Raw genomic sequence first — 13,372 nt, 5'->3', positions numbered from 1 at the left:
TAATAAAAAGAAGTTAGGAATGACAAATAAGATAGCACCTTTACCTATTGAGGCCTTAGCGCCAACTGTTTCTCTTGCGCATGTTGAGTCATGCATGCGCAATCCTTATCCTGAAGCGTTGACATTTATTGGTCAGCAACGCGCCCAAAGTGCTTTAGATTTCTCACTGGGTATGGATTTGCCTGGTTATAACACTTTTGTAATGGGCGAAGCGGCATTAGGCCGTTTTACCATGGTAAAAGACAAGTTAGAAGCTCACAGTAAAACTAAATCAACGCCAAATGAGTGGTTGTACGTCAATAACTACGACGATCACCGTAAACCTATCGCGCTATTTATGCAGCCAGGTCAGAGCAAAGAGCTTGCTGATGACATGGATGAGTTTCTAGATGAAGTCGCTGATACTTTTCCTGCAGCATTCGATAACCCGGGTTATCAACGCAAAAAGAAGTCCATCGATAAAGAATTCGATAACAAATATGACGCTGCCATTACCGCAGTGGCAGAACTTGCCGCTAAAAAAAGTGTGGCGCTGATAGAAGAAAGTAATCAGGTGGCCTTTGCGCCAGTGATCGATGGCAAACAATTAGATGATGCTGAATTTGCTGCACTTGATGAGAAAGTGCAAGAACACTTTTTTGATGCCATTGATAAGCTAGAAGATGATCTGATTGAAGCTTTAATTGAGCTACCACGTTGGAAACGTGAATCATCAGAAAAGCTGAGAAACTTAAAGAAGCAAACGGTTGAAACCGCCACTAAGCCTTTACTGAAGAAACTAGAACTTAAGTATGCCAGCCACATTGGTGTCATTCGTTATCTGAAAGATGTCCGCATTGAAATTGTTGATGCGGTGCTAGAGTGGCTTGATGACAGCGGCAGCGAGGAAAATAAAGAAGAGTTTGATCACCGCGGCATGCTGAATGACTTCTTTGCGCCTAATATTCTGGTTGAATATAAAGATGGAGAGGCTGCACCTGTGGTGTACGAGCCAAACCCAACTTTTGGCAATATTTTTGGAAAGGTTGAATACGCTACTTCACAAGGCAACTTAATCACCAGTTATCGCTCAATCCAACCGGGTGCGTTACATAAGGCCAATGGTGGTTATCTGATCATGGATGCCGATAAAGTCTTGGCTAACTCGCAAGTGTGGGATGGCCTAAAACTATCACTTAAAACTCACCAAATAAAGAATGATTTGCCGTATCAAGATAGCTCAGTAGGTAGCAGTTTCACGCTTCGCCCTCAGTTAATTCCACTTGATGTGAAGATCATCTTGTTGGGCTCACGTGATTTATATTACGCCATCAGTGATTACGACGAAGAGTTTGCTGAGCTATTTAGAGTATTGGCTGATTTTGATTACTACCTGCCAAGCAGTGATAAACTTCAATATCAGTTCATTACTAAAGTGCTTGAATACTGCGATAAAACTTTAAACTGTGGTATTTCAGCGTGCGGTCTTGCGCGTTTGCTCAAGTTTAGCTATCGCCAAGCAGAGCACCATACCAAGCTGTCAGCACGATTTGCAGATGTTCTCGAGTTAGTTGCAGAAGCAAGCTTTTATGCAAAACAAGACAATGTGACTGAGGTTACCGCAGAGCACATCGATGAAGCCATTGCAGGCAAGCAGTATCGCACCGGTCAACTTAGTGAAAATATGCTAAGTGATATTAAAGAAGGCCACACATTGATCGAAACTGACGGTGAAGCGATTGCTAAAATCAATGGTCTGACGGTATTACATATTGGTGACACGGCATTTGGTACACCAGCGCGCATTACTGCTACGGTATATGCAGGTTCAGATGGCGTCATTGACGTCGAGCGTGAAGCCGACTTAGGTAAGTCAATTCATTCTAAAGGCGTGATGTTATTAACGGGTTATTTAGGTAACAAGTATGCACAAAACTTTAGCTTAACACTCAGTGCCAATATTGCGATTGAACAAAGTTATGGCTATATCGACGGCGATAGTGCCTCGCTTGCTGAATTATGCGGCTTAATCTCAGCTATCACTCAACTACCCATTAACCAGTCGTTAGCGTTGACAGGCTCAATTAATCAGCATGGCGAAGTGCAGGCGATTGGTGGCGTAAACGAAAAAATAGAAGGCTTCTTTAAGCTTTGTAAAATGCGTGGGTTAACTGGTCAGCAAGGCGTGATTATTCCTCAGTCTAACCGCGTTAACTTAGTTTTAGATGACGAAGTGTTACAAGAAGTAGAGCGTGGCCGTTTCCATATTTATGCAGTTTCAAACGTGGATGAAGCATTGAGCTTATTGATGAATCATGACGCTGGAGAGCTAGTCGACGGGGAATACCCTGAGGGCTCTATTAATGCGCTAACACTGGCTCGATTACAGCAAATTGCTGATGTGGTCAGTGGCGATAATGAAAAAGAAGAAACAGAACAAGATAAGGAGTAAGTAGCGTGTCTACAACCAATGTAATTTTAGTGATTGTCATCGTGATTTTGGTGGCACTATTTTCTCGTGCGTCGCAAAAGAACAAAGCGGCTGCAGGAGAGAATCGTATTAAAGCGGCTGAGTTTTTGGCAGAAAATGCAAAAAAAGATACTGTGGTAACAACTGATTCTGGCTTACAGTACGAAGTGCTTACACAGGGGGAGGGAGATGCAAAGCCTTCTGCCACCAGTAAAGTAAAAGTACATTACCATGGCACACTTGCTGATGGCACCGTATTTGATAGCTCAGTAGAGCGAAATAGCCCGATCAGCTTTGGCTTAAACCAGGTTATTCCAGGTTGGACTGAAGGTGTACAGCTAATGACTGAAGGCAGTAAGTTTAAATTTTATATCAGTCCTGAGTTAGGTTATGGAGACCGTGCAGCCGGTAAGATCCCAGCAGGCTCACTGTTGATTTTTGAAGTTGAGCTTTTAAAAATAGAGTCGTAAAGTTAGTCTCATTTTAGAAACATGAAAGGGGGCTAAGCCTCCTTTTTTATACATAATGTAAGGAGAGAATATGTATATGGGTCTTGTTATCACTGCATTAATGGTACTTTTTGTTTATTTCAGAGCTAAGCATGTCAATGAAATAAAAGTATATGTTGGCGAAACCTACCCCGATATCTTGGCTAGATTATCAAAAGACAAAATGAAAATAGGGGTCAATAATTTGTTTGTGATTGCCCTTGAAGAGTCCCTGAAATTTGGAGAGTTAAGTAAAACTCAGGATAAGCGATTGCATTTATTAACCAAAAGAATGCGTGATTTTGATACGCGTTTTATGGCGGTCTCAGTTATCGTTATGATCAGTTATATTTTTCTGGCTTAACTCAAATATTACTGAATGAAAATCTATCATGCATACTCACAGTGTAGTGACTGAATAAAAAGATAAATCTCATTTGTCATCATAAGAAAATGAGATTTATCTGTATTCATTGAATCTTATTCTATCTAATACTCTACTCAAGTGCTTATTGATTAGGTTTTCTGCTATTGTGTCATTTACTCTCCATAGGTACTTGAAAAGCCTTCAACTAATTTATCAAACGATTCATCATTTTCGGTTTATTTTATTTGCGATTTGTAGTGTTTAATTGCAGCTTTGTTTTGCTTTAGGTAGCTTTGAGCGGCTATTGATAAGAGAGAAATAAATGACCGAGTACAGCTTACCAAACCGTCGCATTCTGGCTATCGATGTTTTCCGTGGTTTGACGATCCTCACCATGGTATTTGTAAACGAACTTGCCGCAATTAAAAACATTCCTGCTTGGATGACGCATATGCCTGCCGATGCGAACGCCATGACTTTTGTAGATTTAGTATTCCCAGCTTTCTTATTTATTGTGGGCATGTCTATTCCATTTTCAACACAAGCAAAAGCTGCAAAAGGAGCGAGCTCAAAACGTTTATTAGTTGATGCAGCCTTCAGAGCGCTTGGATTAATTGTAATCGGCTTGTTTATGGTGAACACCATATATGGTTATGACGAAAGCAAAATGCTGATATCTATGCCGCTTTGGACTTTGTTGATGTATGCCAGTGTACTACTCATATGGAGTCACTATCCAAAGCACCTTTCAAGTGTATTAGTCAAAGGCTGTAAATATTTAGGCATACTTGGCCTTATTGTGCTGGCGTATATTTATGAAGGCCCTTACGGTGGTATGACACCTCAGTGGTGGGGGATCCTAGGTTTAATCGGCTGGGCGTTTATTTTTAGTGTGGCAGTTTATTTATTTACTAAACAAGATGTCATTAAATTAATTGTAGCCAGTCTTGTATTTGTCGCGTTATATTTTGTTATAGAACACTTAAGCGGTATTAACGGTGTTCTAGACCGACTTGTCGAAGATAACCGAAACCATACCCATGCGACGATAGTGTTAGCAGGTGTGGTGATGAGCTTAATTTTTTATCACGCTAAATTAACTGACAAAAAGTGGTTCAACTATTTTGCTTTTGTATTTGTTAGTGGCGCACTTACCTTGTTGAGCTGGTGGCATTGGCCAGTTTCAAAGATATGGGCAACGCCAAGTTGGGCATTCATGAGTATCTTCTTCTGTGCACTGATCTTTGGTGCTATTTATTATATCGTTGAGTTAAAGGCACAGACTGATTGGTGCAAGGTATTTGAACCAGCGGCAAATAACCCATTATTAATTTATATCTTGCCCTATATTTTAATTGCAGCCTTACAGCTACTATCAATTCCAGCAAGACCTGAGTTTATGAGTAGTGGCGTAATCGGTATTCTATGGAGTCTAGGGTTTGCAGTGATGATGATGTTTGCTGTGAATGGCTTAAACAAGCTTGGTGTGAGATTAAAGCTTTAAAGCTCTTGCAAAGCCCTAACTCAAAGGCGGCTCATTAGCCGCCTTTATTATGTGATACTAACCCTCTTAATTAAACGATCTATTTTGAGGAATGGTATGATGTACTTTAGAAAAAGTTCCTTTCAAGTTTGTTTGCTATGTTTGTTTTCAAACGTGGTAAAAAGACACAAATAGATAAAAACCCGACCAAAATCCAGATAGGTAAATGGCCATATTTACTAAAAGGACTCAACCCTTTAATAAGCTGTAAGTCAGTCTTGAGTACTGTCGCTTCAAATTGCGGTATTGTTTGCTCAGTTTGAGAGATGGGGTCATAGACGCCTGTAATACCGTTATTGGTCACGCGAACAAGCGGTCTTTGCAGTTCTAGGGCGCGCATTCGAGCAATTTGCATATGCTGATGGGGGCCATGAGAATCTCCAAACCAAGCGTCATTACTGACTGTAAAGAGAATATCAGATTGCTCTGTGAAGTTATCTCTAACCAAATTGCTAAATACGATTTCGTAGCAAATAGCAGGCAGAATATGTAAGCCATTAGCAATGAGGTTGTTTTGCACGCGCTCACCTCGAGAAAAAGAAGACATGGCAAGGTTAAACAAAGGGGCTAACGGTCTGAGAATATCTTCAAATGGCACAAATTCACCAATAGGCAGAAGTTGATGTTTTTGGTACCTATTTGAATGTAAGTAGTTGTAGTGGCCTTCACTCGAGTCTGGGTATTTCTTACCTAAAACAATAAGCGTGTTGTAGACCGCTTTGGTATCAAACTGGTAATCAGGGATACCAGTGATGACTGCGGTATTGTTAAATGCGGCAGCCTTGTCTAGGCCTTCTAAAAATGGTGTTGCCATATCTTCTATTTCGGGAATGGCCGCTTCAGGCCAGACGACGAGGTCTGTGTCGTGCCATTCAACCCGGGTCATATCTCGGTATTTTGACATGGTTGGCCAAAACTGTTCTGGCTCCCAGCGCAAACTCTGTTGGATGTTGCCTTGTACAAGCAAAGTTGAAATGCGCTTATCAGAGTGCGAAGTAGAAACTGTGAAGCTACTAATGAGATATAAACAGATCAGAGTGGCAATTGCTGAAAGCGAAAAAGAAGTATGTTTTGCTTTAAAGCTGTAATAAATGCTACTAGCAAGAAACACAGCCAGTAAAGTTAAGCCAAACTCGCCAATTACAGGCGCAAAGATATTAAGTGGTGAATCAGTAAATGCATAACCAAAACTGAGCCATGGAAAGCCAGTTAATAATTTACCACGTAAAAACTCTGCAATAGCAAAGCCGGCTATTAACAATGCGATCCTTTGCCACGCGCTTTGGCTGAACCTAGCGGCAAATGCAAAGGCCAGCGCAGGGTAAATTGCTAAGTAGGCACACAGCAACCCCATCAGTAACAAAGAAACTGGTAAAGGTAATCCACCGAACTGAGCTATAGAGACATGCACCCAGCTTATACCAAGTGCAAACCAGCCAAAACCAAAAGCAAAGCCATATTTGGCTGCGCTTCGGGCAGACTGTTTATCTGTTACGTAGCAAGCGGCAACGAGTGCAAAAATAGCGATGGGCCATAGGCTAAACGGTGCATAGCTAAAAGTCATGGCAAGGCCTGCAAAAAATGCAAGCCAAGCATGTTTGTTAGAAAAGAGGGAAAACACCTTACTCAACGTGATCTTCGGTAGTTTCGGTCTTTGGTACTGTTACTTGAAGTTGAATAATACGACGATTATCAGAGTTAGTGACTTTAAACTGTAGCGGTTCGATGTCGATTGTTTCACCACGACTTGGCATATGACCAAAGGCATGAAGAATAATACCACCGATGGTATCGGCTTCTTGTGTATCGTAATCAGTATTAAAAAACGAATTAAATTCATCAAGAGGCGTTAACGCCTGCACTGTAAATACATGCTTTGACAACTGACGAATATCATCGTGCTCTTCATCGTCATCATGCTCATCTTCAATTTCACCAACGATGGTTTCTAAAATGTCTTCGATGGTTACTAAACCTGAAACGCCGCCATATTCATCGATAACAATAGCCATATGGTAACGCTTTTGTCGAAACTCATTAAGCAAAGTGTCAACACGTTTACTCTCAGGTACCACGATAGCAGGGCGAAGATATTCTCTTAATGCCGGTAAGGCATCAGATTTATCCAAAATCAGCGGCAATAAGTCTTTAGCCAGTAAAATACCTTCAACATGGTCTTTGTCTTCACAGATCACTGGAAAGCGAGAGTGTGATGATTCAACCATAATCGGTAGTTGATGCTCTAGAGACTCATCTACATCTAAAGTAATCATTTGTGAGCGAGGGATCATGATATCTCGAACTTTAAGTTCAGAGACGCTTAGTACGCCTTCCATCATGTCTTTTGTCTCAGGATCGATGAGTGCACGCTCTTGCGCATCAGCGATGACTTCAACCAGCTCTTCTTTATTTTGGGGTTCTCCTTGCAGCATCTGGGTAATGCGTCCTAGCCAGCTTTTGCCAGCAGAACCCTGACTACTTTGCGAGTTATCGTCGCTCATTTCTTTTTATATCTCCAATTAAATAAAATTTTGTTAGTCGAACTTAGTAAGCATCATCACGATATGGATCGTCTATGCCCAATTCGGCTAATAATGTTTTTTCGATGCCTTCCATCTCAATGGCGTCTTGTTCATTTATATGGTCAAATCCAAGTAAATGCAAGCAACCATGAATTGTCATATGAGCAAAGTGCTCATGAAAGCTTTTTTCTTGTTCTATAGACTCTGCTTTCACCACTTGTGGGCAAATAATTAAGTCGCCAACAAGAGGGAGTTCGATGCCTGGTGGCGCATCAAATGGAAAAGATAGCACGTTAGTCGGCTTGTCTTTGCCACGATACTGGCTATTAAGCTCTTGGCTTTCAGCTTCATCAGCAATACGTATCGTTAACTCGGCATGTTCACGATACGCAGATAGGGCTTTGTCAGCCCATAATTCAAACTGTTCATGTGAAGGTAAATCTTCAAATTCACAGGCAACTTGTAAATCTAATTCAACGCTCATGTCTGTTACTCAGCTTGGTTCGCTTTCGCTTCTTTGCGAAGGCGCTCTTTTTCAGCCTTTTCTTTTCGCTCAGATTCTTCTTTCTTCTCGTATGCTTCAACAATACGTGCCACAACAGGGTGACGAACAACATCATGTGACTTGAAGAAATTAAATGAAATCTCATCGACATCACTCAGTACTTCAATGGCATGACGAAGGCCAGAGCGCGCACCACGAGGTAAATCAACTTGCGTAATGTCACCTGTGATGACTGCCTTTGAATTAAAGCCGATACGCGTTAAGAACATTTTCATTTGTTCTGTGGTGGTGTTTTGGCTCTCATCCAGAATGATAAAGGCATCATTAAGCGTTCGACCACGCATATAGGCAAGCGGCGCTACTTCTATGACATTCTTTTCAATTAAGCGTTCAACTTTTTCAAAGCCAAGCATTTCAAACAATGCGTCGTAGAGTGGTCGCAGGTATGGGTCGATTTTTTGTGTTAAATCGCCAGGTAAGAAACCAAGTTTTTCACCTGCTTCAACCGCAGGGCGAGTTAATAAGATGCGGCGAATTTCTTGACGTTCTAGTGCATCAACAGCAGCAGCAACTGCAAGGTAGGTTTTACCAGTACCTGCAGGACCAATACCAAAACTGATATCATGACGAAGAATATTAGCCACATACTGACTCTGATTCGGATTTCGAGGCTTAATCACACCACGGCGGGTTTTAATATAAACTTCTTCGTTCCATACACTCGGTGCATCTTGCTCAAGGCAATTAGCTTCAGTGATCGCTAAGTGCACGTTATCAGGTTCAATTTCATTTACTTCGCCACGCACAGGCTGAGTATCAATGTATAAACCTTTTAAGATATCGGTAGCGGCTTTAGCTTGAACAGGTTGTCCAGTCACTTTAAACCAGTTGTCTCTGTGCGTGATTTCAACCCCAAGGCGACGTTCTATTTGTTTTAAATTCTCGTCAAAAGGGCCGCAAAGTGATGAAAGGCGAACGTTGTCGGCGGGCTCTAAATAAAACTCAATATTCTTTAGTTGACTGCTCAAAATTGCTTCCTGTAACAACCGCGCCAGCAAAAGTGCTGGCGCAATCTGTATTTAACTAAGGTGTAAAGGTTGCAACACCTAACTCATCGGCTTCGGGTTCCGACGGCGCACGATTTAAAATATCGGCAGGTGCAACATCTTTCCTTAAATTCATTTCTGATTCTGTACGAATTAGCTCACCACGTAAAGAGTTAGGTAAAGCTTCGGTAATACGTACATCAACGAACTGACCGATCACTGAATGCGGACCTTCAAAGTTCACAACACGGTTGTTTTCGGTACGACCGCGCAGTTCCATTGGGTTTTTCTTCGATGGACCTTCAACCAAAATACGCTGTTCAGTATCGTACATCTTACGGCTGATGTCTTGAGACATTTGGTTGATACGGTTTTGAAGAATGTATAGACGCTCTTTTTTCTCTTGCTCAGAAACATCATCAGGTAAATCTGCCGCAGGCGTGCCTGGGCGCGCTGAATAGATAAAGCTGAAGCTCATATCAAAACCAATGTCATTGATCAGATTCATTGTTGCTTCAAAGTCAGCGTTCGTTTCACCTGGGAAACCAATGATAAAGTCTGAAGACATTGACAGGTTAGGACGGATCTTACGAAGCTTACGAATGGTTGATTTGTACTCTAAAGCAGTATGACCACGTTTCATAAGATTAAGAACACGGTCAGAGCCACTTTGTACTGGTAAGTGTAAGTGGTCTACCAGCTCTGGTACATCCGCGTACGCTTCAATGATGTCTGGCGTGAATTCAACTGGGTGAGATGTGGTATATCGAATGCGGTCAATACCATCAATGGCAGCAACGTAACGTAGTAGATCTGAGAAGTAACAGATTTCACCATCGTGCATTTCACCGCGGAATGCATTTACGTTTTGGCCAAGTAGGTTAACTTCACGTACACCTTGCTCAGCAAGTTGTGCAACTTCTAGTAATACATCATCTAACGGACGGCTTACTTCTTCACCTCGCGTGTAAGGTACAACACAGAAAGTACAGTATTTAGAACAGCCTTCCATAATAGAAACGAATGCCGTAGGGCCTTCCGCTTTAGGCTCAGGAAGACGGTCAAACTTTTCGATTTCAGGGAATGAAATATCAACAACCGCACCTTGCTTACTTTGTACTTGCTTGATCATCTCAGGTAAACGGTGCAATGTTTGCGGGCCGAATACGATATCAACAAACGGTGCGCGTTGACGAATCGTGTCACCTTCTTGTGAAGCTACACAACCACCCACACCAATAACTAGATCTGGGTTGTCATCTTTTAATAACTTCCAGCGACCCAGTTGATGGAACACTTTTTCTTGTGCTTTTTCACGAATTGAACAGGTGTTGAGTAAGATTACATCAGCTTGTTCAGCTTCTTCGGTTACTTCATAACCATTGGTTGCATCTAACAGGTCAGCCATCTTCTGCGAGTCGTACTCGTTCATCTGACAACCCCAGGTTTTAATATGCAATTTTTTACTCATTGAAATATTGCCTCGTTTTCAATTCGGACTCTGATTTAGGCCACTTGCTTAGACCTAAAAAGTATACGCACAACTTAAAGGACGCGTATTTTATATGACCAAGCACATCTAGCCAAGTATAGTTTTTAACTTTGCAAAGCGTGATCAAATTGAAACGTATTTTGCGCATTACAGTCAGACAAATTAGCGTGGCTTGCTGTACAATGTCGACATTGTTTTTAAGAGGCAAAATAGATGAAAAACAAGGTGGTTATAGTCGGTGGCGGCATGGTCGGTGCAGCTACAGCAATTAAGCTAGCCAAACAGGGCGCGTCGGTAACAGTTTTGGAGCAACAGTGTATCGACCCTCTTGCGGTGCTTGCGAGTGAAAAAATTGATATTCGAATCTCTGCCATTAACCGCTTTTCAGAAGCTTTACTTGATGACTTAGGGGCAATGCCTTTACTCAGAGAAAATAGAATTGCCCCTTATACCCAACTAGAAGCCTACGAGTCAGTACAAAACTCACTGTTATTTGATAGTGAAGAAGTTGGCACAAGTCACCTTGGGCATCTTATCGAAAACAGCTTAACGCAAGCTAGTTTATGGGCGCAATTTGAGCAATGGCAAATACAAGTTGAGCAAGTTGATGGTTTACCAATGAGCATAGAGCAATCTGATGATACCGTTACACTGCACTATAAAAACAAAAGTCATACCGCCGATTTACTTGTTGCCGCTGATGGTGGTCGCTCACAGGTAAGGCATTTAGTTGGAATAGGTGTTACAGGCTGGCAATATCAACAAAGTTGTATGGGTGTACTAATCAAAATTGATGCTCCGCAGCAAACAAAAACATGGCAGCAATTTAAACAGACTGGCCCAATTGCGTTTCTGCCTATGCACGCACCGTATGCCAATTTAATTTGGTATCATGATAGCGCTGAGCTTGCTCGATTGAAGCAACTATCAAATGAACAATTAAAAGCTGAAATTCAGTCAAACTTCTTTGCGTTGCCTGGCGATTTTAGTGTTGAAGAAAAGGCGGTGTTTCCGCTTGCTAGGCAACATGCTAATACTTATTCACAAGGTAGAGTTGTACTTGTGGGGGATGCAGCCCATACGATCAACCCATTAGCAGGTCAGGGGGTTAACCTAGGCTTTAAAGACGTCGCTGCGCTAGCCGAAGCATTAGAATCGACAGACGATTTTGGCTGTCCTTTAGCTTTGCATAAATATGAAAAAAAACGTCGTTTAGATAATTTGGCGATGATGAGCATGATGGATGCGTGTTACTTTGGTTTCTCGAATGACATAAAACCATTAAAGCACCTGCGCAATTTAGCATTAAAAGTGGCTGACAATGCAGGTGTGCTAAAGAAGCAAGTGTTAAAGCATGCGATGGGCGGTGATTTTTAATCAGTAAATTTCTTTGATTGAAGCGGACTAAGGTTCGCTTTTTTTGTGCGTGTAAAAAAGTATGCGAGAAAAATGATATAAAACTTAGACTGGGAAATTATAGATGATTTATTTATAAGGTAGGGTGATTAGATAATTTTAGAAAACATGGTGCGGAAGGAGAGACTTGAACTCTCACATCCGAAGATACTGGAACCTAAATCCAGCGCGTCTACCAATTCCGCCACTTCCGCAATGTTTTTTCTCGTAAGAGATTGGCTGGAGTACCAGGATTTGAACCTGGGAATGGCGGGATCAAAACCCGCTGCCTTACCGCTTGGCGATACTCCAACAAAATTTTAACTTTCTGCTGGTCTCAGGACTTAAATCTGGGGATGAATGAGTGAGGGATCAGAACCTCTCTCTTCTGTCCTTACCGCTTGGCGATACTCCAACATCAAGGATAAGATAAGTTATTTTCGTTCAAACTTACAAGAACATGGTGCGGAAGGAGAGACTTGAACTCTCACATCCGAAGATACTGGAACCTAAATCCAGCGCGTCTACCAATTCCGCCACTTCCGCATTTTTATCTGGAGTATCTTGGAACTTAAATACAGCGTCTATTTCAAGACCACTGCCAATTCCTCAACTTCAGAAAGTTGGCTGGAGTACCAGGATTTGAACCTGGGAATGGCGGGATCAAAACCCGCTGCCTTACCGCTTGGCGATACTCCAACTAAAGGTAGTTTGATTATTTTAGTTCTAATCAAGAACATGGTGCGGAAGGAGAGACTTGAACTCTCACATCCGAAGATACTGGAACCTAAATCCAGCGCGTCTACCAATTCCGCCACTTCCGCAATGTTGGCTGGAGTACCAGGATTTGAACCTGGGAATGGCGGGATCAAAACCCGCTGCCTTACCGCTTGGCGATACTCCAACTAAAGGTAGTTTGATTATTTTAGTTCTAATCAAGAACATGGTGCGGAAGGAGAGACTTGAACTCTCACATCCGAAGATACTGGAACCTAAATCCAGCGCGTCTACCAATTCCGCCACTTCCGCATATTTTCTTTAAAAGAAAATGGTGGCTATGCCCTGATTTGAACAGGGGACCCCATCATTATGAGTGATGTGCTCTAACCAGCTGAGCTACATAGCCATTTGGCTGGAGTACCAGGATTTGAACCTGGGAATGGCGGGATCAAAACCCGCTGCCTTACCGCTTGGCGATACTCCAACGAAAACTTCAAATCTTTGTTGAACCAGGATTTGAATCTGGGGGATAAATGAGTGAGGGGTCAAAACCTCTCTCTTCTGCCCTTACCGCTTGGCGATACTCCAACTAAGGTAGTTGATTGTTTTAGTTCTAATCGAGAACATGGTGCGGAAGGAGAGACTTGAACTCTCACATCCGAAGATACTGGAACCTAAATCCAGCGCGTCTACCAATTCCGCCACTTCCGCACTACAGGGTAGTTAGTTTTATAGTTGCTAATCAACTCTAAAAGCATGGTGGCTATGCCCTGATTTGAACAGGGGACCCCATCATTATGAGTGATGTGCTCTAACCAGCTGAGCTACATAGCCATCTCTTTTTA

The 13,372-nt window shown here is 42.1% G+C and carries 10 protein-coding genes and 11 tRNA genes; 5 read left to right on the top strand and 16 right to left on the bottom strand.

Annotated elements, in window-relative coordinates:
- The first annotated feature begins 19 nt into the window (after positions 1-19).
- The 4 genes from ACXAC4_RS13525 to ACXAC4_RS13510 all read left to right on the top strand — a co-directional run bounded on the left by ACXAC4_RS13525 (position 20) and on the right by ACXAC4_RS13510 (position 4,808).
- Positions 20-2,431, top strand: coding sequence for a Lon protease family protein (locus tag ACXAC4_RS13525; RefSeq protein WP_475162467.1), 2,412 nt, complete (start codon positions 20-22; stop codon positions 2,429-2,431).
- Positions 2,432-2,436: 5 nt separating this feature from the next.
- Positions 2,437-2,919: an FKBP-type peptidyl-prolyl cis-trans isomerase gene (locus ACXAC4_RS13520; protein WP_390441933.1), complete on the top strand. Its 483-nt coding sequence runs from the start codon at positions 2,437-2,439 to the stop codon at positions 2,917-2,919.
- 70 nt (positions 2,920-2,989) lie between these two features.
- Positions 2,990-3,301, top strand: coding sequence for a hypothetical protein (locus ACXAC4_RS13515; RefSeq protein ID WP_475162460.1), 312 nt, complete (start codon positions 2,990-2,992; stop codon positions 3,299-3,301).
- A gap of 325 nt (positions 3,302-3,626) precedes the next feature.
- Positions 3,627-4,808, top strand: a complete 1,182-nt coding sequence (locus ACXAC4_RS13510; RefSeq protein ID WP_475162457.1) for a heparan-alpha-glucosaminide N-acetyltransferase domain-containing protein — start codon at positions 3,627-3,629, stop codon at positions 4,806-4,808.
- A 106-nt stretch (positions 4,809-4,914) separates the two neighbouring features.
- On the opposite strand, the gene lnt is transcribed toward ACXAC4_RS13510, so the two are convergent.
- Genes lnt through miaB form a run of 5 tightly spaced genes read right to left on the bottom strand, consistent with a single transcriptional unit; the run spans position 4,915 to position 10,391 of the window.
- On the bottom strand, positions 4,915-6,411 hold the full coding sequence (lnt, locus tag ACXAC4_RS13505) for an apolipoprotein N-acyltransferase (protein WP_475162452.1): 1,497 nt from the start codon (positions 6,409-6,411) through the stop codon (positions 4,915-4,917).
- A 58-nt stretch (positions 6,412-6,469) separates the two neighbouring features.
- Positions 6,470-7,348 (bottom strand): CNNM family magnesium/cobalt transport protein CorC, encoded by an 879-nt coding sequence (corC, locus tag ACXAC4_RS13500; RefSeq protein WP_058030816.1) that lies wholly within the window; start codon positions 7,346-7,348, stop codon positions 6,470-6,472.
- Positions 7,349-7,391: 43 nt separating this feature from the next.
- Positions 7,392-7,853, bottom strand: a complete 462-nt coding sequence (ybeY, locus tag ACXAC4_RS13495; protein WP_475162446.1) for an rRNA maturation RNase YbeY — start codon at positions 7,851-7,853, stop codon at positions 7,392-7,394.
- 5 nt (positions 7,854-7,858) lie between these two features.
- Positions 7,859-8,902, bottom strand: a complete 1,044-nt coding sequence (locus ACXAC4_RS13490) for a PhoH family protein (RefSeq protein WP_421963303.1) — start codon at positions 8,900-8,902, stop codon at positions 7,859-7,861.
- A 55-nt stretch (positions 8,903-8,957) separates the two neighbouring features.
- On the bottom strand, positions 8,958-10,391 hold the full coding sequence (miaB, locus tag ACXAC4_RS13485; RefSeq protein WP_475162441.1) for a tRNA (N6-isopentenyl adenosine(37)-C2)-methylthiotransferase MiaB: 1,434 nt from the start codon (positions 10,389-10,391) through the stop codon (positions 8,958-8,960).
- A gap of 234 nt (positions 10,392-10,625) precedes the next feature.
- Here miaB and ACXAC4_RS13480 point away from each other — a divergent pair, with 234 nt between their 5' ends.
- The gene (locus tag ACXAC4_RS13480) at positions 10,626-11,789 is read left to right on the top strand and encodes an FAD-dependent oxidoreductase (protein ID WP_475162438.1); all 1,164 of its coding nucleotides are present in this window, start codon (positions 10,626-10,628) and stop codon (positions 11,787-11,789) included.
- Positions 11,790-11,937: 148 nt separating this feature from the next.
- On the opposite strand, the gene ACXAC4_RS13475 is transcribed toward ACXAC4_RS13480, so the two are convergent.
- The 11 genes from ACXAC4_RS13475 to ACXAC4_RS13425 form a co-directional block, all read right to left on the bottom strand.
- Positions 11,938-12,022, bottom strand: a tRNA-Leu gene (locus ACXAC4_RS13475).
- A 22-nt stretch (positions 12,023-12,044) separates the two neighbouring features.
- Positions 12,045-12,119: transfer RNA gene (locus tag ACXAC4_RS13470), tRNA-Gln, on the bottom strand.
- A gap of 149 nt (positions 12,120-12,268) precedes the next feature.
- A tRNA-Leu gene (locus ACXAC4_RS13465) sits at positions 12,269-12,353 on the bottom strand.
- Between the two features lie 78 nt (positions 12,354-12,431).
- Positions 12,432-12,506 (bottom strand) — tRNA-Gln (locus ACXAC4_RS13460).
- A 40-nt stretch (positions 12,507-12,546) separates the two neighbouring features.
- Positions 12,547-12,631, bottom strand: a tRNA-Leu gene (locus ACXAC4_RS13455).
- 5 nt (positions 12,632-12,636) lie between these two features.
- Positions 12,637-12,711, bottom strand: a tRNA-Gln gene (locus tag ACXAC4_RS13450).
- 40 nt (positions 12,712-12,751) lie between these two features.
- Positions 12,752-12,836: transfer RNA gene (locus tag ACXAC4_RS13445), tRNA-Leu, on the bottom strand.
- Between the two features lie 20 nt (positions 12,837-12,856).
- Positions 12,857-12,933, bottom strand: a tRNA-Met gene (locus tag ACXAC4_RS13440).
- Positions 12,934-12,936: 3 nt separating this feature from the next.
- Positions 12,937-13,011, bottom strand: a tRNA-Gln gene (locus tag ACXAC4_RS13435).
- 142 nt (positions 13,012-13,153) lie between these two features.
- A tRNA-Leu gene (locus tag ACXAC4_RS13430) sits at positions 13,154-13,238 on the bottom strand.
- Positions 13,239-13,284: 46 nt separating this feature from the next.
- Positions 13,285-13,361: transfer RNA gene (locus tag ACXAC4_RS13425), tRNA-Met, on the bottom strand.
- Positions 13,362-13,372 lie beyond the last annotated feature (11 nt).

This window comes from Pseudoalteromonas sp. AWM4_233 (assembly GCF_056158285.1).
The sequence above is the reverse complement of the archived record's forward strand: the minus strand, read 5'-3'. Positions and strand labels throughout refer to the sequence as shown.